The 19,496-nt window shown below is 58.3% G+C and carries 17 protein-coding genes; 9 read left to right on the top strand and 8 right to left on the bottom strand.

Going from position 1 to position 19,496, the window contains the following annotated elements:
• Window positions 1-315 precede the first annotated feature (315 nt).
• The 5 genes from uriT to WG936_RS11060 all read left to right on the top strand — a co-directional run bounded on the left by uriT (window position 316) and on the right by WG936_RS11060 (window position 6,118).
• On the top strand, window positions 316-1,764 hold the full coding sequence (uriT, locus tag WG936_RS11080; RefSeq protein ID WP_339572942.1) for a uridine transporter UriT: 1,449 nt from the start codon (window positions 316-318) through the stop codon (window positions 1,762-1,764).
• A 1-nt stretch (window position 1,765) separates the two neighbouring features.
• Window positions 1,766-2,701, top strand: coding sequence for a uridine-preferring nucleoside hydrolase UriH (gene uriH / locus WG936_RS11075; RefSeq protein ID WP_339565279.1), 936 nt, complete (start codon window positions 1,766-1,768; stop codon window positions 2,699-2,701).
• 294 nt (window positions 2,702-2,995) lie between these two features.
• On the top strand, window positions 2,996-4,243 hold the full coding sequence (locus WG936_RS11070) for a flavin-containing monooxygenase (RefSeq protein WP_339572941.1): 1,248 nt from the start codon (window positions 2,996-2,998) through the stop codon (window positions 4,241-4,243).
• Window positions 4,244-4,256: 13 nt separating this feature from the next.
• A complete protein-coding gene (locus WG936_RS11065) occupies window positions 4,257-5,165 on the top strand; it encodes a hypothetical protein (protein WP_339572940.1) in 909 nt (302 codons plus the stop codon).
• 35 nt (window positions 5,166-5,200) lie between these two features.
• The gene (locus tag WG936_RS11060) at window positions 5,201-6,118 is read left to right on the top strand and encodes a hypothetical protein (protein ID WP_339565282.1); all 918 of its coding nucleotides are present in this window, start codon (window positions 5,201-5,203) and stop codon (window positions 6,116-6,118) included.
• Here the strand turns inward: WG936_RS11060 and WG936_RS12295 are convergent.
• From WG936_RS12295 to WG936_RS11035, 6 genes are all read right to left on the bottom strand, one after another.
• Window positions 6,115-6,594 carry a PTS sugar transporter subunit IIA gene (locus WG936_RS12295; protein ID WP_445227823.1) on the bottom strand — a complete coding sequence of 160 codons (480 nt, stop codon included), beginning with the start codon at window positions 6,592-6,594 and terminating at the stop codon, window positions 6,115-6,117. The genes WG936_RS11060 and WG936_RS12295 overlap by 4 nt on opposite strands.
• 17 nt (window positions 6,595-6,611) lie before the next feature.
• Window positions 6,612-8,186, bottom strand: coding sequence for an N-acetylglucosamine-specific PTS transporter subunit IIBC (gene nagE, locus WG936_RS11055; protein ID WP_445227960.1), 1,575 nt, complete (start codon window positions 8,184-8,186; stop codon window positions 6,612-6,614).
• 75 nt (window positions 8,187-8,261) lie between these two features.
• Complete coding sequence (locus WG936_RS11050; protein ID WP_339565283.1) at window positions 8,262-9,113, bottom strand: PRD domain-containing protein; 852 nt, start codon at window positions 9,111-9,113, stop codon at window positions 8,262-8,264.
• 281 nt (window positions 9,114-9,394) lie between these two features.
• On the bottom strand, window positions 9,395-10,975 hold the full coding sequence (locus WG936_RS11045; RefSeq protein ID WP_339565284.1) for a cation:proton antiporter family protein: 1,581 nt from the start codon (window positions 10,973-10,975) through the stop codon (window positions 9,395-9,397).
• 37 nt (window positions 10,976-11,012) lie between these two features.
• Window positions 11,013-11,606, bottom strand: a complete 594-nt coding sequence (locus WG936_RS11040) for a Type 1 glutamine amidotransferase-like domain-containing protein (protein WP_339565285.1) — start codon at window positions 11,604-11,606, stop codon at window positions 11,013-11,015.
• A gap of 177 nt (window positions 11,607-11,783) precedes the next feature.
• Window positions 11,784-12,959 carry an acyl-CoA dehydrogenase family protein gene (locus tag WG936_RS11035; RefSeq protein WP_339565286.1) on the bottom strand — a complete coding sequence of 392 codons (1,176 nt, stop codon included), beginning with the start codon at window positions 12,957-12,959 and terminating at the stop codon, window positions 11,784-11,786.
• 170 nt (window positions 12,960-13,129) lie between these two features.
• Here WG936_RS11035 and WG936_RS11030 point away from each other — a divergent pair, with 170 nt between their 5' ends.
• The gene (locus WG936_RS11030) at window positions 13,130-13,705 is read left to right on the top strand and encodes a TetR/AcrR family transcriptional regulator (protein ID WP_339565287.1); all 576 of its coding nucleotides are present in this window, start codon (window positions 13,130-13,132) and stop codon (window positions 13,703-13,705) included.
• A 215-nt stretch (window positions 13,706-13,920) separates the two neighbouring features.
• Window positions 13,921-15,261 carry a hypothetical protein gene (locus tag WG936_RS11025; RefSeq protein WP_339572939.1) on the top strand — a complete coding sequence of 447 codons (1,341 nt, stop codon included), beginning with the start codon at window positions 13,921-13,923 and terminating at the stop codon, window positions 15,259-15,261.
• A 19-nt stretch (window positions 15,262-15,280) separates the two neighbouring features.
• On the opposite strand, the gene WG936_RS11020 is transcribed toward WG936_RS11025, so the two are convergent.
• Complete coding sequence (locus tag WG936_RS11020; protein ID WP_339572938.1) at window positions 15,281-16,159, bottom strand: hypothetical protein; 879 nt, start codon at window positions 16,157-16,159, stop codon at window positions 15,281-15,283.
• A gap of 4 nt (window positions 16,160-16,163) precedes the next feature.
• On the bottom strand, window positions 16,164-16,415 hold the full coding sequence (locus WG936_RS11015; RefSeq protein ID WP_339572937.1) for a hypothetical protein: 252 nt from the start codon (window positions 16,413-16,415) through the stop codon (window positions 16,164-16,166).
• 170 nt (window positions 16,416-16,585) lie between these two features.
• Between WG936_RS11015 and WG936_RS11010 the strand changes: the two genes are divergently transcribed.
• Together WG936_RS11010 and WG936_RS11005 are read left to right on the top strand one after the other, a co-directional pair.
• Entirely contained in the window at window positions 16,586-17,308 is a 723-nt protein-coding gene (locus WG936_RS11010; protein WP_339572936.1) for a hypothetical protein, read from the top strand.
• A gap of 127 nt (window positions 17,309-17,435) precedes the next feature.
• On the top strand, window positions 17,436-19,031 hold the full coding sequence (locus tag WG936_RS11005) for a metallophosphoesterase (protein ID WP_339572935.1): 1,596 nt from the start codon (window positions 17,436-17,438) through the stop codon (window positions 19,029-19,031).
• Window positions 19,032-19,496: the final 465 nt, after the last annotated feature.

The raw sequence follows: 19,496 nt of genomic DNA, 5'->3' as shown, positions 1-19,496 counted from the left end.
CCGGTCGTGGCACCCGCACACCGTGAAAATTACGCACTTACTGCAGTTTTAAGTTGCGAATCCCGCGGATTTCGAGCGTCATGTTCGGCGGGAAACCGGCGTGCCACGGCTGAATTGTCAGCCTGGTGGTTCGGGTGTGGGATCGGCGTGTGCGGGCTGAGCTGGCTGCTGGGAATGGCCATCGGCGGCCGCCACCTAGCTCGGCAACGCCACTCCCCAGAACAAATGCAACACATCCCACCAGAAAACCCCTAAGAACTCCAGGTGAACGGACATATGCTTGAGAGATACTGAATCGATCCACTAGGAGATCTCATGAGTCCGGACTATGCAGTCCCAAAGATTTCCGCAGCCCGCACCGTGCCGCTCATGCTGGCACTACTGGCCGCGGTTTTTGCTTTCCAACTCAACGCGTCCATGCTGTCCCCGGCCCTGGCGACGATGGAGAAGGAACTGGGCACCACCGCCGCTCAAATCGGCTTGAGCCAAACAGCGTTCTTTACCGCAGCTGCGCTTTTCTCCTTGTTCCTGCCGCGCTGGGGCGACCTCATCGGGCGTCGCAAAGTGCTCGTCGGCATGATGGCCCTCACCGCCGCAGGCTGTGTGGTTTCCGCCCTCGCCCCAAACGTGGAGATGCTATTTGTCGGCCGCGTGATCCAAGGCGTTGCTGGACCGACTGTGCCACTGTGCCTGATTATGCTGCGGCAACAGGTGGCGAATGAAAAGCAATACGCGCTACTGCTCGGCATCCTCACGTCGGTCAACGGTGGCATCGGCGGAGTGGACGCGCTGCTCGGAGGTTGGTTAGCTGGCAGCTTTGGCTTCCGTTCCATCTTCTGGGTCATGGCCGGCATTTGCGCGCTTTCGGTGCTGGTAGTGCAGCTCTTCACTGCAGAGTCCACCGCCGAGGAAACCGCGCCAATGGACTGGGCAGGTGTAGCCCCGCTGGCCGTGGCGATCGGCGCCCTCCTCATTGCTTTCAACGAGGCCGGCAAGCTTGCCGACGCCCGTTGGTGGCTCGTGGCTGCCCTAGCGCTCATCGGCATCATCGGCGTCGTGGTGTTCTGGAACGTGGAAAAGCGCGTGGCGCATCCCCTGGTCACTGTTGAGTACCTGGGGCAGCGACGCACCTGGGCGCTTTTGCTCACCACGCTGCTGACCATGACTGGCGTCTTCGCAGTCATGAATGGTTTGATCCCCAATCTGGCGCAGGACGCCGTCAACGGCGCCGGAATGTCTGCCGACGTTGTCTCCTGGTGGACTCTCACCCCATACGCCCTAGCTGGCCTGGTTTTCGGCCCAATCGCCGGATCCGCAGCCGCCAAGCTCGGTTACAAGACGGTGTTGCAGATCGGCCTCCTCGGCACGCTCTTCGGCCTAATCGGCGCTGCAGTGCTCAGCGACAACATCGGCAAGGTTTCCCTGCTGATCATCTCTATCTTTGTGGGCATCACCTACGCAGGCATCGCCAACATCATGCTCAACGGTCTTGGCATCGTGCTCTCCCCCGCAAACAACCAGGGTTACCTACCAGGCATGAATGCGGGCGCTTTCAACCTGGGCGCCGGTATCTCCTTCGCTATTCTCTTCGCGGTGGCTACTGCCTTCGCAGACGAGGGCGGCGGTTACCATGCCGGCATTTTAGCTGGCGCGATAATCCTCGCCTGCGCGTTCGCAACCTCCCTCTTCATCCCGAAACCAGAGACCATTTCAGATACCCTGGCCGCCAAGAAGGCTGCTGAGCTCGCGGAAGGACGCTCATAACATGAAAAAAATCATTCTAGATTGCGACCCAGGCCATGATGATGCCGTGGCAATGCTGCTCGCAGCGGCACACCCGGACATCGACCTCCTCGGTATCACCACCATCGGCGGCAACCAGACCCTGGAGAAGGTGACATACAACGCGAGAGTGGTGGCGACCATCGCCGGGATCACCGCCCCGATCTACGCTGGCTGCACCCGCCCACTGGTGCGTGATGTTGAGGTCGCAGCAGATATTCACGGCGACACCGGCATGGAAATCCACAACTACCCACTCCCCGAGCCGACGGTTTCAGTGCAGGACCAGCACGCCGTGGACTTCATTATTGACACGATCATGGCCCACGAGCCGGGCACCATCACTCTCGTTCCTACTGGCCCACTGAGCAATATCGCCCTGGCAGCCCGCAAGGAGCCACGCATTGTGGAGCGGGTGAAAGAAGTGGTATTGATGGGCGGCGGCTACCACACCGGCAATTGGTCGCCAGTTGCCGAGTTCAACATCAAGATCGATCCGGAAGCTGCACACATCGTTTTCAATGAGGCTTGGCCGCTCACCATGGTCGGTCTTGACCTCACCCACCAGGCGTTGGCAACTCCTGCCGTCGAGAAGCAGATTGCGGATATCGGCTCCGATGTCGCCAATTTTGTGGTCGCACTGTTTGCAGCGTTCCGTAAGAACTACCAGGACGCACAGGGCTTTGATAACCCGCCAGTCCATGACCCGTGCGCGGTGGCTTATGTTATTGACCCGACGGTGTTTAGCACTGTGAAGGTGCCTATTGACGTTGAGCTTTCCGGAGCGCTGACCACGGGCATGACCGTGGCGGACTTCCGCGCTCCCGCACCTGCGGACTGCCACACCCAGGCGGCGGTGCAACTGGACTTTGATAAGTTCTGGGCCATGGTGGAAGCGGCGGTGCGGCAGCACAGTTAGACATAACAAACTGCATAAATTCGCCACCGATGTTCAACATTTTGATGTGTATCCACGCGGGAAAACATCGCGCAGAAATGCGCACTGAGGTGGACTTTTCACACCGAGCATCACATGCTGTTTTGAACAGAAAAATAACGGCGAGCTTATAACTGGCATGCGTAGTCAACTACACAATCTTTGCAACTGTGCGGTAAATTAGGCGATTCTGCACTGCGCGTTCCGGCGCGCTGCCGCATGCTGAAAAGCGGCGCAGCTTTAAGCACACCTCTAAGCACTATTAGAAGGAGCCAGATGTCAGTTGAAAAGGTAGACGTTGTTGTGGTCGGCGGCGGCCAATCAGGAATCGCCGCCAGCGAGCACCTCACCACCAAAGGTATGAGTCACGTGGTCTTGGAAAAGGATCGCTTGGCCGAGCGCTGGCGCACCGGTCGTTGGGATTCCCTCGTAACTAACGGTCCGGCGTGGCATGATCGCTTCCCGAGCAAAGGTCACGCTGCCCACCAGGACAGCTTCGTCCCCAAAGACCAGGTGGCCGACTACTTTGCCTCCTACGCCGACACCCACGGCGGCGATTTCCGCGAAGGCACGAAGGTACTGAGTGTCACGCGGCTTAACGACGGCCGTGGCTTCCTCACCCGCACCACCGCCGGCGACTTCGAATCTACCTATGTCATTGCGGCGACTGGCGCTTTCCAAGTGGCAACCATGCCGCAGGTGGTGCCCGCCGATTCGGGTATCAATCAGATCCATTCCGAGGAGTACCGCAACCCACGCGATCTTCCCGCTGGTGGCGTGTTGGTGGTGGGCTCTGGTTCTTCCGGCGTCCAAATCGCCGAGGAATTGTTGGATGCGGGCCGAGAAGTCTATCTTGCCGTTGGGCCACATGATCGACCTCCGCGGCGTTACCGTGACCGCGACATCATTTGGTGGATGGGAGCCCTGCACCGCTGGGACGATGCGCTCTATGCGCTCGACGATAAGCCCGTCGCCATGGCCATGTCTGGCGCCAAGGGCGGCTTGACTGTGGACTTCCGTGAGCTCTGCAACCGCGGCATGCAGCTGGTGGGACGCGCAGAATCCTTTGCTGACGGCGTGATGCAGTTCGGTGATGACCTCGCCAAAAATATCCATGACGGCGATGCCCGCTACCTCGAGTTGCTGCGTGAGGCGGACGAATACGTGGCGACCAATAATATTGACCTCCCCGCAGAACCAGAAGCGCATCTCATCGCTGAAGATCCGACCTGTTTGACGGAGCCGATCCGCTCTCTGCAGCTTGCAGAGGCTGGCATCTCCACCATCATTTGGGCTACCGGGTTCTCACGCAACTATGACTGGCTCCAAGTTGAGGGCGCCGTCGATGAAAACGGCAACCCGCGCCACCACCGTGGAATCGGTACGGCGCACGGTGTCTACTTCGTCGGTCTGCCCTGGCAGTCTCGACGCGCATCCAGTTTCATCTACGGTTGCTGGCACGACGCAAAATTCGTGGTGGATGCCATCGAGTCCAAGCAGTTCTACCACGCCTATAAATCTTAGGTAACCTGGCCTAATGAAAGGCTTAGTGGCTATTGGCATCGGTACGCTCCTGCTGCCGTTGTGGCGTTTCCTTAGTCTCCCGTTGTGGGCGGACGCGCTGCTTTGGAGCGTGAGCATCGGAAGCATCGCCGTTGGAATCGGCTACGCCATTGCGGAAGCGCCGGCTTTCAACAACAGAACTCGGTGGGTGCTGGTGTGGGCTGGTGCCACCTTAGCGATACTGGGTTGGGCTTCAGTAAACAAAGAGTACCTCGCCCTGAACGCCGGGCTATGCATCATCCTCAGCGCATTATTGGTGGGCAGACGGTGGTGGTACTACGCCGCCGCAGGCATTGTGCTGGCGTTTCTTACCTTCGGCTACTTTGCGGCAGGCGCGTTTGGGGATGCACCGTGGACCTGGCTACTCCTAGCATTTGCGGGCCTGGTCCTAGGGCAGCTGCCACGCAACATCGCTGCCGGAAGCGCTCTCGCCCTAGGAACGTTCCTCCTCGCGATTGGGAGTTGGCGAATCTCCCAGCTGCCGTCGCAGTTTGTGGAGGCCTTTGACTTCTTCGAGTCTTTCTCCATCACTTTCGCACTCATGCATGCCGCAGGGCTTATCGTGATCGGGATGCTGATTTTGGTACCATCCTGGCGGCCACTCGCGCGCATCGGACAGCACTGCGTCAGCGTTTACTTTGTCACCATGCTCGCGGCACGCGCGAAAAGCGCCTTTGATACTGGCGGCACGCTCCGGGACGTGCTGATTCCTGACAGATCTGCCCGCTATAGCTCCAGCTTCCTCGACATGTTCACCTCCGCGACTGCGGCTCCGAGCGTGGTGTTGGCGATTTCAGCAGTAGTTGTGTGTTTTCTGGTGGCCTGCCACAAGTCCTGGGGACCAGCAGAGAAGCCCTTTGTCAATCTGGCAACTCACCGCTAATCTTGCTCCCACATGACCGGCTAAGATCAATCCCTATGAAGGGTTTGATGACAATCGGTGTCGGCACACTTTTGCTCGTGGTGTGGCGATTTTTTAGCCTCCCCGGGCTGGGAGAGTTCTTCGTGTGGAATTCCGCAGTTGGGGCGTTGTCCGTCGGAATCGGGTACGCGGTCGCTGAATTCGCTCCCCAGACAAAGGTAGATCGCTTCCGCTTGGTACTAGCAGGTTGCGGCCTCATCGCCTTCGCTTGGCTCACCGGAAACACGATTTACACATTTGAAGACCTCGCTCAGCATGCGGGCATCGCCCTCATTGTCGCAGCTCTGCTTGTGGGCCAATCGTGGTGGGCGCTCGGCACTACCGCCCTACTCACTATTCTTGGCCACGTGCTGGTTACCCAGTTCCACATTTCGCATTCAGATCCGTTTCTACTGATTCTGGCCACTGTGCTCGGAATAGTGATGTTCAAATCCCCTCCTGCGCTGGGGTGGGTGCTCGGCGTCGTCTTCCTGCCACTTGGCTGGTGGCAGCTCAGCGATACCGGTATCTCTTTCATGAGCAACGAGCAATTGGACACATCGGTAGTCACAGCCTCGGCAATGTTGCTGGGAATCGGACTGCTCATCATGAGCGCGATCAGGATGCTGCCAGCATGGCGGCCGTTGGCGTCGATAGGCATGCATGCCGTTTCGATCTACGTGGTCACCATGCTGACTGCGCGTTTCTTCGGAGAAGAGCGCTCTGTCTCCTTTGGCTGGACGATGTACTCGCCGCTCAGCGATGCCGTCCATTTGCCCGCCACCTCGAGTTTCTCAGGCATTCTCGCTAACGCTGTGTCCTGGACCAACCCACTCATCGGACTGGCTGCCCTCGCCCTGTGCGCCCTCGCCGCCACTAGGCGAGGCTGGGGCCCACTCGAAGCACTGCTCGAGCGGGCTTATCGACGCCTCTAGCGCAACGCCACGTGGCAAGCGACATCCTCGCTCGTCGCAGATTCCCGGCACTTGACGGTGACGGAGTCAATCTTCTTCTTATTCGTCATCACCACCGGGATCAGCGGTGACAGGCCTGCCGTGCTGATGCACTGAATGGCAGCGCGAATTACTGGGGTTCCCTGCTTCAAACGTGCGCCTTGTTCCTGGAGGACCTCAAATCCTGCCCCGCCGAGGCGGACAGTATCGATCCCGATGTGGACCAATACCTCGAGACCATCGTCGGTGCGCATCGCGAAGGCGTGCCGGGTGGGAAAAACAGTCACCAGCTCGCCGTCCACCGGGGCGCACACATTCGTCACTTCATTTTCCGGAGCGAGGACGAAACCCGGCCCGATGAGTGCCTCTGCGAAAGCAGGGTCTGGGGCAATATCGAGTTCACAAACTTTGCCGGCGCAGGGAGCGAACACTGCAGTTTTCTTCTTTAGACCAAACATGCAAATGGTTTTCCTACTCAGTTGATGGTGGAGTCTGGGCGGGCCAGCGATTGCTGACGTGCTACCTCGTCGTGGATGAACTGTACCTGAGGCCCGATAATGACCTGGACGTTGTAGTGAGAAGGGCGGATAACTCCGATAACACCGGACTTCTTGATCGCCGCTTCCTCAACCAGCGCGGGCTCATGCACAGTCACCCGCAACCGCGTGGCGCAATAGTCCAGGGCCGCGACATTCGCGGAGCCACCAAGACCGGCAAGAATCTGCCGTGCCTGGCTCGCCGTATCCATGTCGGCGGCATCGTCCGTCTCAGCTGCTGCGCTATCTTCATCAGCCCCGCGTCCAGGAGTCTTGAGATTGAACCAACCAATGAGGCTGTAGAAGACGAGGAAGTAAATACCGAAGTACGCCACTCCCAGCAGCAACAGCATCCACCACTGGTTGGCCAGAGGGTTCTGGGAAGACAACACCATGTCAATCAGACCGGCAGAGAAGCCGAACCCGGCGGTCCAGTGGAATGCTGCGGCGATACCGACGGAGATGCCCGTGAGGATTGCGTGTACCACAAACAGCAGTGGAGCTGCGAACATGAACGAGAACTCCAGCGGCTCGGTAACACCCGTCAGGAAGGATGCGAGCGCACCGGCGAGCATCAGCGAACCGACAGTCTTCCGACGCTTGGCGTCGGCACGCATGACGATGGCCAATGCGGCACCCGGCAGGCCAAACATCATCACAGGGAAGAAACCAGCTTGGTAGCGGCCGATGACGCCGTCGACGGTGCAGGCACCGTTTTCCCAAATGCCAGGGCAGCTGGCAGCGTCGGTGGCTTGCGCCGCGATCGCGATGGTCTCACCGCCGGCAAGGAAGTTGCCGATGTCATTGATGTGGATGACATCGAACCAGAAGATCGAATTCAGTGCGTGGTGCAAACCCGTTGGGATGAGCAGACGATTGATCAGGCCGTAGATGCCGGCGCCCACTGCGCCCATCCCCTGGATCCAAGTACCAAAGTCAAAGAGCACACCGTAAAGCACTGGCCAGACCACGTAGAGGATTCCGGCGAGCGCGATGGACAGCAGCGAGGTCAAGATTGGCACTAGGCGACGCCCGGAGAAAAATGCCAGGTAGTCCGGAAGTTTGACGTTGCTGAACCTGTTGTAGACCCACGCCGCCAATACGCCCACGATGATACCGAACAGCACATTCGACGGGCCGACGGCGTCCCAACCATGGGAGGCCCAATCGATTGCGGCTTGTCCGCTGAGCTTCTTAGGATCTTCAATCCCCTGGTAGGAGGCCACCGCTTTAGGGCCAATGAGCTTAGTGACGGTGGTAAAACCGATGAAGGCGGACAGTGCGGAGGCACCATTGGAGTCTTTAGCCAGGCCAAAGGCGATGGCGATGGCAAAGAGCAATCCGAGGTTATCCAGAATTGCGGAGCCAGAGTTGATGAAGACTGCGGCAACGACGTTGTCTGCGCCCCAGCCTTCCGGGTCGATCCAGTAGCCGACGCCCATCAATATCGCGGCGACGGGGAGCACCGCGACGGCACCCATCAGGGCTTTACCGAGCCGCTGCAAAGCGGTCATTATTGCATTCATAACGTGGATTCCACCTCGTTGATTGTTTCGGGAGTGGTTGAAAATGAAGTTTTAGCTGTGGTTTCAGGTGCGACAGCCGTGCAGGAATACTGCGAGGAACGCCGCTTCTCCCTCGATGTCAGCAGGCAGTTCTGTGGCGTTGAGCAGGATGCGGATCACGTCCTCCGCCAAGGACATCTCCACCGGCAACGATGCGGATATCGTGCTGGCGATGGCGTTGGTGCGCATTCTGTCTTCGCGCAGCCTGCGCAGGATGAAGGTCAGGTGCACGGATAGTGGTTCTGCGTTCAGCCTGGGATCGACGCGCAACCGATTCTCCACCAGTGTGCGGGCACGATTGATAGTATTGGCTGTTTCCAAGGGGCGTTTGACTGTCTCGCCAGTGCGGGCCGCGCGCAGGTGTAAGGCGATGAAGGTTGCTTCATCCTCCGGAAGCTGGACACTTCCCAACTGCGCGTTCAAATGGTCCAAGACAAGGCTGGCCGCGAAGAATTCGGCGGGAAAGGCTGCTTTCATCTCGGAGATCAGGGTACTGCGAATGACCTCACCACGGCCGGTGCGTTCGATTGCAAAAGAAAGATGTTCGGACAGGATCACATACACAGATGGGTGTAGTGGCCCGAGGATATCGACGGCGAGGTCAATGCTGGCGCTTGTCACCTCAAGGAGGCGGGGATGGATATCTCCCAAGTATTGGAGCAGATCCTCGTGCTCCTGGCTGAGCTCAATGTATTCTGCCTTCCCCTCCGGATGCCGAGAAGTTTCCGGTAGCTGATCCCCCACTTTTCGACCAAAGCCGATGCCTTTGTCCACGATGACGCGGTTCGCCGGACGGGCTCCGGACTCTGGGTGTGGCGCACCTGCAGCTAGGACGGCATTATTACTCAGCACACGAATGATGCGTAGTTCAGCCATTGCGGTCCTCCTCTGGGGTCAACGCCACCTGCCTGTCAGTGCCGACGGCGGAGCGAGTTGTTCGTATCAGAGAAAATTCACGGTAATGCCTGATCACATCAGTGACACCCGAGGAAGGAAGATACGGTGGTCAGTCTAGCGGGCCAGGACAATAAGAAGAAACCAAATGTGTACTTTCACACATCTCTAAGTACCATAAAACTCGGGTAAGAACAGACGTAGGACTTCACCCCCATGCACGTAATGGTGGCCGGATTAGTGTTCCCAGTGGGTGATAATGCTCAGCGTTCGAGCAGTGCCCGCATAGCCTGATCTGCGAGTTCTTCACCAGCACCGTCGTAAAGGTAGACGGCTACGTCCGCCCCGCCGTCGCGAAGCGCGCTGCAATGGTCCCGCACCTGGGTGGTACTGGCGATGACGGCGGTGGAGTTGGCGGCGCGGATGCCTCGCAACACATGCACGGTGTCATGATGCAGCGGCAGCGCAAGCACAATGAGGCGCGGTGATTGTTCCATTTTGATGCGCCGCCACAATTCAGAGTCGGTCACATCGCCGGCGATGATGCGGTGCCCAGAATCGCGGAGCCGCTCGATACGTTCTTCATCAAAATCGATGCCGTAGACACACAGACCGTATTCCTCACTGAGCCGGTGATAGACGCCGGCACCGACACGGCCCATTCCGAAGACGAGCGCATCAACCTCGCTGATATGGACAGGTCGCTCATCGGGTGCGAGTCGGTGGGCTGGTCGTTCCGGAATCCAGCGCAGCAGCCAGTGCAGCAGGGCTTCTTCCCGGGCCGTCACGAGCGAACCAATAATGAAGCTGCCGGCCACGGCGATCGCCATTATCGACGTCCACGTCCCCGGCAACGCCCCATTGCTCACCGCCACCGCCGTGACGATCAACCCGAACTCGGAGTAGTTTGCCAGCGTCAAACCGGAAAGCGCACTGGTGCGCGCGGACATGCCAACGCGGTGGATCATCACGATGTAGATTGCGGCCTTCGCCAGTAGGAATAACAACAAAATGCCCGCGATGAGGAAGCCGCCGGGCCCCGGCAAGCCGCCAAGGCCGATTTTGATAAAGAAGGCAACTAGCAGCAGCTCGCGGATACTGATGAGGGCGTCGAAAAGCCGCTCGGCCACAGGGTGTCCCGAAAGTACGATGCCCGCGACAAGTGAGCCGAGGGAACCGGAGATCCCCGCAAGTTCGAAGAGTGAATATGCGCCGACAGCGATGCCGATGCCAGTGAGCACCAACATCTCTCGGCGGAACATGCGATCCGGCATGTGCTTGATCAGTGGCCGGAACAGCAGCAGCAGCGGCAACAGTACCGCCCAAACTTCGGGCGTGGAACCTGAGGATACTACGAGAACTCCCACTGCGATGATGTCTTGCAGCACGAGCACACCGATTGCGATGCGCCCCACCGAGGAACCGCTGCGGTTTTGCTCCTCCAACTGAGACATCACGAAGACGGTTGAGGAAAAAGAAGTTGCGATGCCGATATAGATCAACGAGCGCAAATCCAACCCGCTGAGCTCCGCGAATGGCAGCAAGCTCGCCAGACCAAACAAGACGGCGAAGATGAGGGTATTAGCTATTGCGTGACCCGTTGCCGAACCAATCACCCGGGGACCGGCTACATCGCGCGGGTTCAGTTTCAATCCGATGGTGAAGAGCAGCGTGGTCACGCCCAGATCGGCCATCACGTCAATGAAAGGAATCTGTTGTAACCCTATGGCACTAACAACAAAGCCTGCCCCAAGAAAGCCGATGAGCGGTGGTAGGCGCAGCAAAGATGCAGCCAAGCCTCCGACGATAGAAAACAGCAGCGCTATTAGGTACAGGGTATCCACGGAATAAAGATACTAATAATGCGCCGCAAGCGACCACTTAAATCAGGGTGACTGTGCCGTCTTCGATGACCAATGCCTGACCGTCACGCAACAGCATCAGCGGATAGCCCTCGCCATACTTTGACACTATCTCGGCGATCACTGAAATCGGATATGGCTTCAAGGAGCCACAGGCATGAGGCACCACGCAGAATTCAGTGAGTCCGAGCCCCGCACGATCAACCAGCTCAGGCGCCTTTTCCGGCGAGTCCATCAAGGAAATCGGTTCAATGCTCGGACCTGCGACAACTGAACCGGCACTGGTGCCGATATAGGTCAGCCCGGCACGCACCTTTTCCACCAGCAGATCAAAGGCCCCAGTGGTGCGCAGCACGTGGAGCAGATCAAAGGTTTCGCCACCGGCGACATATACGCCATCAACACTCCCCAAGACCTCGCGAATCTGCCCTAAAGGCGTATCGGCGACTGCTAAGTCCACGATCTCAAATCCCTGCTGTGTTAGGGCCTCGCGTTCGGCACGCACCCACGGGGCATCGCCATAGCTGCGGGCGGCATCGCCAATGTAAGCAAGGGTGCCGGAAGCGTATTCAGATAAACGTGGGTGCAGGAATGAGGTGAGGATGAGCTTCATGATGTCGAGCCTACCCATTGATGGTAGAAAGTGATGCCGATTACAGTAGAGGGCGAATCCTCATTCATTTGTCGCACCCGGCGCTTGCCCGGGAGTTTAGAAATGAAAGGCGACCCTCTCCCGAGCCATCAGCATCAATGCGGGAATACGCGCTAGTAGCGATGCCACTCCGAACAGCTAGCGGAATGCGCCGATGCCGGTGATCTTCTTGCCCACGATGAGGGACTGGATGGACTCTGTGCCCTCGAAGGTGTGCATGGACTCGATATCCACCATCTGCCGAATCACGTTGTTTTCCAGCAGGATTCCGGAGCCGCCGAGCAGGTCACGAGCCTCAGCAGCTACGCGGCGGGCCGCACGAGTGTTATGCAGCTTGGCCAATGAGGCTTGCTGCGGCACAATATTGCCACTTGCATCCAGCTCTGCCATACGACGGCAGAACAGCGCCATCGCCGTGATGTCTTGCAACATGTTGGTCAGCCGCTGCTGGATCAATTGATTCGCGGCGAGCGGGCGACCGAATTGCATCCTTTCGAGGGCATGCTTGCGGGCCTGCTCATAGCAATTCATTGCGCTACCCAGCGCCATCCAGGAGACGCCAGAGCGGGTAGCAAAGAGCACGGAAGCAGCATCCTTGAAGGAATTGGCATTGGGCATCCGACAGGATTCCGGCACGCGCATATCATTCATCATGATTTTGACCTGGGGAATCGGTCGAACTGAGACCTTGCCGGTTATTGGTTCCGTGGTGTAACCAGGCGTATCTTGTGGCACGAGGAAGCCTCCCACTTCGCCGTCATCCATGCGCGCCCACACCACGGTGAGACCCCCGATTGCGCCGTGGCCAATCCAGTATTTTTCGCCGTTGATGATCCAGTCATCCCCATCACGGCGCGCCGTGGTTTCGAGCGCCACAGAGTCAGAACCATGGTCAGGTTCGGTGAGACCGAAGCTGGCAAGCTTATCGACGTCGGCAAGCGCAGGCAGCCACTCGTCCTTTTGCTCTTCACTGGCGCAGTACGCAATGGAACGCATGACCAGCCCAGCCTGGATGGCCAAGAAGGTGCACAGCGAGACATCGCAGCGGGCGACCTCCATGAGGACTAGGCCAGCGGCAAGTGGTGACATTTTCTCGCGTCCGGGTACGTCGAGTCCATCATTGACCAAACCCAGCTCACCCAAACGCTTGATCAGGTGCAGCGGATACTCGGCCTTTTCCCACGCATCATTGACTTCCGGCTGGGCTTCTTCACTAAAGGTGCGGGCTCGCTTCCAAAAATCCAGGTCTGCACCAGAGACATCAGAGAAGAGAGCGTAGAAATCTGTGGCGGGGTCGAGTAATTCGTGGGCCATGTGGGAGCCTTTCGTGGAAGCGAGCGACTAAGGGGGCAATGCGAGCTACTGCGCGGCCAATTCACACTTTTAGCGAATGGCCGTTAGCCTAAAGTGTGATCCAGGACTCATTCACTGTCAAGGAGTTTCTGACCATAATTGAAAAGACACCCCCACACGCAAAGGACGCCATGGTTCGCCCACCACGCCGCAGCCAGATTTATGAAGCTGCCATCAAGCTTTTCGACGAACGCGGATTCTACGGCACGAGCATGGAGGACATCGCGCAGGCGGTGGGGATTCGCGCCTCCAGCATGTACAACCACTACCCTTCCAAGCAGGAAGTTCTCGCAGATATTTGCGTCTCAGTGACCGAACAGCTCCTGCGAGATCACGCGGCCGCCATGGCAGGGCTCACCTCACCCACAGCAAAAGTGGTGGCCAGCATGCGCAATCACGCCCGCTTTCACGCAGACAATGCCGCGCAAGTACGAGTGGGACACCGGGAGATCAAAGCGCTACAAGAACCACATTCCAGCATCGTGCGCCAACTGCGTCGCGACTACGTGCAGCGCTGGGTATCCATTATTAACGATGGCGTGGCCGCCGGGGAGTTACACACCACAGAGTCCAAATTGTCAGCTTTCCTCCTCATAGATATGGGCACCGGGATTGCTAACTGGTACCGACCAGAGGAAGAGCGCACCCTCGACGAACTCTGCGAAATTTATGAAGCAATAGTCAGGAGGGTGCTCCAGGCCACCTAGCCCCTCATCTAACGATTCCGCACGAATGGTGATTCGTCGCCGCTTCCACGGCCTTCCCCTTAGACATAGCCCGCGAACGTGCCGATCACTGCTCGAGCAACAGGGGGCTTAATCCTTATCTTGCGGCCAAGAACCTCCAAAAGGCCCCGCACACCGAAAACGCCGGATACCATAGGCCCTATCACCGTCCCCATAGCTACCGACGAGGAACCGCCATGCGACGTACTCCCCTATCCGTGCTGGTGTTGGCCTCCACACTTGCTCTTGCCAGTTGTTCCGCTAACGATGCGGCCTCTCCGTCCGGTGCCGACAGCACGGCCGCGGGCCAAGCAGGCAATGAATCCACTGCTGCCAGCCCCACTCCCGGTGCCCAACTCGCCGACGCTTATGAGAAAGTGCTGGATAACCCCGACGCGTACCAATTCAATAAAACCGACCCATTCCAGCCCGCGGGCACCTATTCTTATGCTCTCGCAGAGGCCACTGGCGACGACTCCCCCGAGCTACTGATCCGCGCCGACGTCACAGATTACTTTGCTCCAGTTTCTGTATTTACTAAGCCTGAACAGGGAGAAGTGGTTAATACCCAGGACGTGCTTATTAGCGGAGTAGCATCCGCTGGCGGCAGCAGGTCAGCTGTCATGGTCTCCGCCAGCGGCCAGGGGCTGTACCAAAGCGTGTGGCATTCGCTCAGGCCCAACGCGACGCTACAACAGTTCGTGGTGGCAGACCGCAAACTAACCAAGACTGGCGACGAAACCGAAATCCCCTTGAAGCTCCTTCCGGACCCCGAGCACCGGGAGGTCAAGTGGATCCCGGCATCAGATCGCAGTGCCCTTGCTGAGCTACGTGGCGGAACTGGCGTCGTGAGCCAGCAAGCCAGCGCCCCTACTCCGCAGGGCGAAGCCGGGGAAAACTGCGGCACGGTCGGCGCAGTGAATGTTCACGCCGGCACTGCGGCCACCTCCTGTGGGTTCTCCAAAGCAGTAGCAAGCGCCGTAGCTGCCTCTCCGGAGCGAACTGGGGCGTTTAGTGTGCAAGCAACCAGCCCCAGCAATGGACAGAACTACTCCATGAACTGCACTGCAGCCGAAGGACGCATCAGCTGCACGGGCGGAAATAATGCCCTGGTAGTTCTGACCCCCGCTACCGCGGATCAGGTTGCGGCATCCTCCTATGAATACGCCTTAGAGGGCACCGTGGTTGCCAAAAGCACCGCCGAGGTACTCAACGGCAAAACCCCGCCGAACAATGAGAGCCCGAACAACGAGTACCTCATGCTGATGTTCGACGCACCCCAGGAAATCACCGGAACAAAAAGTGGCTCACCTGGGAAAAGCACCACGCAGTCCGCGACCTACCTGGCGCTGGGGGACCACGAGGAGTCGCCCTACGGAACCCCGGAAGATACCACCGGGCCATGGCGCCCCTACGTGGGCAAACGCGTCCGCTTGAGCATCAACAGCGACTCAATGTGGTACCAGTCAGACGCCAGCTTGCCCTTGGGCGGCCCCCGCATCGCACCAACAGGGAACTACTCCATCGAGGAGCTCTAGGCACCCAAGCGGCATCACTTTAGGTCTGCTCGCCGGAGGTCTCCTCCGGCTGTTGATCTCTGCGGTTCTCCCACTCGCGTTTGATTCGCTCCGATTTCTTATGGTTGCGAATCGCCATGATCGCTAAGAAGATGCCAACGATAACGGGCACCCACACTTTCGAGTACTCCATGAGAAAGAGCACCCACGCTGGCAGTTCTGGCAGCTGCGGGAAACTTATCCCCGGTAGCGACCAGTGCGGATAAGGCAAAGCAATATAGGGCGGTTTGGGTAGTTCCGGTAGCTCCGGCAGCTTCGGCAAGGAAATCTGCGGCACATTCAGGTCGGGGAGGAAACCTAGAATCCAGGTGATCAGCCGGCCCACCAGCGGGCCAAGGACGAGAACGGAAATCGCCCAACCGCTCTTCCCCAAGCCTGCGAGCAGTGGGAATGCCATCCGTTTGAAGGAGCTTTCTGCCATCGCCTGCTTGCGTTTTGCGCCCCGGGATCCCGGAGGTGGATCAAATTCCACGATCTCCGCGCCCTCGCGGTAGCTGATGGAGAGGATCTCGTCGAAAGCACTGCGCACGAACTCAAGTTGCGGTTTCCCTGGGATGGTTACCGCATCGCCGTCGGCAAGCTTGCTCAGATCTTTCTCCTGCAGCGGAAATTTTGCTTTGGGAACCTTCTTTATCCGGCTCATCGGAATGCCTGCGACTTTGATTTGAACACGGGCGGGCGGGTTGCGAACCCAAGCAGTCATGCGCTGTTTCAGGTTCGCATCGGCATCCAAGTGAGTGAAGGGCTTCTCCGAGGGCGCGGCAGGCCAGTCAGGATAGTGCTCTCGGAATTCCTCATCAAAACCACGTTCGACCTCAATCAGGCCCAATTTGGGGTGGTTAAGCTGCCAAATCTCCATCGGATTACACCTTTTCCTTCCGGCCACCCAGACACTCCCCGGCCGCAGCCAACAGCGTAAACAGCAGGAGGTAGATCAAGGCTCGATCGTCAAAGTACAACCGCATCGTCAAGAAGAATGCAACAGCCAGCAGGATCGGGAACGACGCCGTGGGGCGAAACTTGCGGGCGTCGATGAAGCCCGCGCTTATCGACGTCACCGCCAAGGCAGCCACAATTGCCCAGCCCAACGCGGGCGGATCAATGAACAGCTGCATTACTGGTGGCAGCGCCAAAAACACTGCTAACAAACAAAGTGGAATCCCCCACTCTTTTGGACTCCGTTTTCCTTTGGGATGCGACTCGGCGGCGTTCATTCCCGCCATTTTACGTACCAGCTCGATAACATCACTCGCCGACTAATAGATAGCTTGTTAGTCTCCGATTCATGAACACTACTGATCGGAAACCGTTCAGCGTCGTCGCTGGTGTGCTCGCAGTAGCGGGGCTCGCGCTTTCAGGTTGCGCCGACTTGCAGTCTTTGCGGCCTGCAGCACCAAGCACAACAACAGCCACTGAAACTATGACCTTAACTACGCAAGCGCAAAGTCCGCCTGTGGCGACTCCGGACGTCGCTAAGCACAGCCCCACACAGCCTGCTGGTTTCGCGGGGCGTGCGCCGGACAACAAGGAGATCCCGGTTGAGGCGCTGGAGTCGGTGTGGGTGCCGGAGCTGTGCGAAAACCCCGCCGGCAACCTGGTCGGTGGACGCCTGCCGACTGACAACCGCGGCACCCATCAGCTGGTGCGGCGCGATGACAACTCCCCGCTCGGCGGCTACACGGACATCAATGGTGATGCTAAAGACGAGGCGGTCCTGGCCTACAACTGCGACATGGGTGGCACTTCCTGGCCAGATACGCTGCTGATTTATGACAATGACCTGAACTTTGTGGCCTCGTATCGAGGCTGGAACATCAACGGCGCCGAGGCATACAAGGCGTCAGTTCAGGACATCACATGGGATGCGAGCAACCTGCATGTGCAGTGGATCGGGGTGGCGAGTTCTCCCGGCGCGATGCCATCGGTGATGCAGGTGAACAGTGAGCTAGAGCTGGTTGGTAACACGCCGACGCTGACGAACTTGGTGGCAGCGCCGTACCAGCCTTAAGCATCGCAACGTTTGCCCCGGTCCAGAAGTTTTCATCTCATATTCACCTGAACTTATCCCTCCGGCCTGCTGCGGGGTTTAGGTTTCATTCGTCCCCTCTATACCTGTTGAACAATAGTGAGATGAAATGAAAAGAATCCCGGCGTTGATCCTGGCTAGCGCGTTGTTTGCGTTCCCAATCCCTGCCAGTGCCCTCAGCAGCTCCGACATCTTTGGCAGCAGCGGCTCCTTGAGCAGCGACACCGGCACCACACCGACTGGCTCCGGCAACCAGGCCTATGCGACCGACACCACCCGTCCAGTGCTGTGGCAGGAAAGCTTCGACGATGTGGACACCACGAGTGGCTTCAACAAGCAGGGTCCGAGCGGGTTCTCAGTAGCCACCAACGAAATCAAGTCTGGCGAGGAGCGCTGGAAGGGCTGGACCTGGACGAACACTCGCGATTGGACCTGGGCGGTGGGCACCGAGGAGCGGCACTACTTCACCCGCGGGCATGGTTCCTACGCCGTGGCGGAATCCAAGCATCACCGCATCGCAGCTCCCGAGGAAATGAGCACCACGCTGCGCACCCCGGAGATCCCGCTCCAGCCGGGCGCTGCCTTTGAGTTCGATTCTCACTACAAGCAGGGTTCCGCAGAGAACTTCGCACAGGTCACCGCCCACTACAACACTGGCGCGACCCAAGAACTTCTTAAGCTGGATGCCACCAAGTTCTCCTCCCACGAGGTGCTGCCACTGGATGCTCCAGCCGGCGCAACGAGTGTTCATTTCACCTTCGACTACGCCAACGCCCAGGATGATTGGTTCTGGGCCGTCGACAATCTGGCGCTGACGCAGCCACTGGGGGCCAGCGCCGACAAGCCGAGCGCGATTATCGACGTCCTATCCGATACTCACGGTCACACCGAAAAGTACGCGCGGGCCATGAACACCCTGAACTCGCAGCCGGACCCGGCCGGGGCGATCGTTTTCAACGGCGACTACGTGGATGTCGGCGCGCAAGAGGACTACGACGCCTTCATGGCGGATCGCAAGGCGTACCCACATGCCTCGGGGCGCGAATACTTCACCATCGGCAACCATGAGATGCTCGGCCAAGAAGGATCCGATGTCTACCTGAAGCGCTTCCTGGACATGACTGGTCAGGAGCACGTGTGGCGCGAGGAAATCGTGAACGGCCAGCCGATCATCACCATCTCCACCGAGCACTACGAAGACCGGCTGCGCGAAGGCAAAGAACCCTACGTTGTGCTGTCTGAAGAACAGCTCCGATTTATCGACGAGCGCCTGGGATACTGGGAAGCCCAAGGCACACCGGTCTTGCTCTTTTCCCACCTCGTCCTGCCGAACACTGTGTCGCTGACACACTCGGCTTGGTACGGAAATGACTTCGCCAGCCTTAATGACTTCTCTGCCGTGGTGGGCAAATACCAGAACGTGGTCATGTTCACCTCCCACACCCACGCTTCCTTTGATCTCGAAGACTGGTGGGGCGTTTACCGCGACGATGCCACCGGTAACCACGCTGGCTTCCCAGTCGTGAACACCGGTGCGCTCCTGAACAACACGATGCCCGACGGCGACCACGACGAATACAAACTGGATGGCGATAACTCCACCGGTCTCCGCGTCAAAGTCTTCGGCGACCGCGTCCGGGTGGAAGCTTGGGACTTCGTGACCGGCACGATGATCAAGTACCAGGACTTCGCACGGAAGGCCTAGCGCGTATAGCGCGTGGCTGCTCGAGCCCGTATTGTTCTGGATGCCGCAGTTGGGGAGCAGAAGAAAACCCATGCAATGAACCACCCCGGATTGCTAACTAGATTAGAGCCCTCGATTTTATTGCTTCTGTTCGACATATGGTGGCGGCATATTCCGCTTCAACTTCCAACGGTGTACGACAGCCGAGGTTTTCGTGGAGTCGGTATTCATTCGTGCTCAGCCCGTAGACGACTTCAGCCAATGCATTTTCGTAGTAAAATCACTGACATTTTTCGTGGATACCTCACTTCAACTGCCGGTGAGCGCGCTTTTAAATACTGCTGACGCGTCAATAGCATTGAAGTGCCCCGGGTTTTGTTCCTAGGCGTTTGCCTTGATTTCTATTATTTCTTGTTCTGGGCTACTCATCCAAAATTCGTGCTCGACCTCAGCCGGCGTACGGTAGTCCAGGCTTTGGTGAAGTCG

This window comes from Corynebacterium sp. H127, assembly GCF_037482665.1.
Taxonomy (GTDB): domain Bacteria; phylum Actinomycetota; class Actinomycetes; order Mycobacteriales; family Mycobacteriaceae; genus Corynebacterium.
This window is presented reverse-complemented; position numbering and strand designations above follow the sequence as displayed.

What these genes read in the sequence shown, in the direction of transcription:
- WG936_RS12295 (WP_445227823.1), bottom strand. Translation starts at nt 6,594, where the DNA reads ATGTTTGGTCTAAAGAAGAAAACTGCAGTGTTCGCTCCCTGCGCCGGC.
- WG936_RS11040 (WP_339565285.1), bottom strand. Translation starts at nt 11,606, where the DNA reads ATGAAGCTCATCCTCACCTCATTCCTGCACCCACGTTTATCTGAATAC.
- WG936_RS11035 (WP_339565286.1), bottom strand. Translation starts at nt 12,959, where the DNA reads ATGGCCCACGAATTACTCGACCCCGCCACAGATTTCTACGCTCTCTTC.
- WG936_RS11025 (WP_339572939.1), top strand. Translation starts at nt 13,921, where the DNA reads ATGCGACGTACTCCCCTATCCGTGCTGGTGTTGGCCTCCACACTTGCT.
- WG936_RS11005 (WP_339572935.1), top strand. Translation starts at nt 17,436, where the DNA reads ATGAAAAGAATCCCGGCGTTGATCCTGGCTAGCGCGTTGTTTGCGTTC.
- WG936_RS11030 (WP_339565287.1), top strand. Translation starts at nt 13,130, where the DNA reads ATGGTTCGCCCACCACGCCGCAGCCAGATTTATGAAGCTGCCATCAAG.
- WG936_RS11015 (WP_339572937.1), bottom strand. Translation starts at nt 16,415, where the DNA reads ATGCAGCTGTTCATTGATCCGCCCGCGTTGGGCTGGGCAATTGTGGCT.
- WG936_RS11070 (WP_339572941.1), top strand. Translation starts at nt 2,996, where the DNA reads ATGTCAGTTGAAAAGGTAGACGTTGTTGTGGTCGGCGGCGGCCAATCA.
- WG936_RS11065 (WP_339572940.1), top strand. Translation starts at nt 4,257, where the DNA reads ATGAAAGGCTTAGTGGCTATTGGCATCGGTACGCTCCTGCTGCCGTTG.
- WG936_RS11050 (WP_339565283.1), bottom strand. Translation starts at nt 9,113, where the DNA reads ATGGCTGAACTACGCATCATTCGTGTGCTGAGTAATAATGCCGTCCTA.
- WG936_RS11020 (WP_339572938.1), bottom strand. Translation starts at nt 16,159, where the DNA reads ATGGAGATTTGGCAGCTTAACCACCCCAAATTGGGCCTGATTGAGGTC.
- WG936_RS11010 (WP_339572936.1), top strand. Translation starts at nt 16,586, where the DNA reads ATGAACACTACTGATCGGAAACCGTTCAGCGTCGTCGCTGGTGTGCTC.
- WG936_RS11060 (WP_339565282.1), top strand. Translation starts at nt 5,201, where the DNA reads ATGAAGGGTTTGATGACAATCGGTGTCGGCACACTTTTGCTCGTGGTG.
- uriT (WP_339572942.1), top strand. Translation starts at nt 316, where the DNA reads ATGAGTCCGGACTATGCAGTCCCAAAGATTTCCGCAGCCCGCACCGTG.
- uriH (WP_339565279.1), top strand. Translation starts at nt 1,766, where the DNA reads ATGAAAAAAATCATTCTAGATTGCGACCCAGGCCATGATGATGCCGTG.
- nagE (WP_445227960.1), bottom strand. Translation starts at nt 8,186, where the DNA reads ATGACCGCTTTGCAGCGGCTCGGTAAAGCCCTGATGGGTGCCGTCGCG.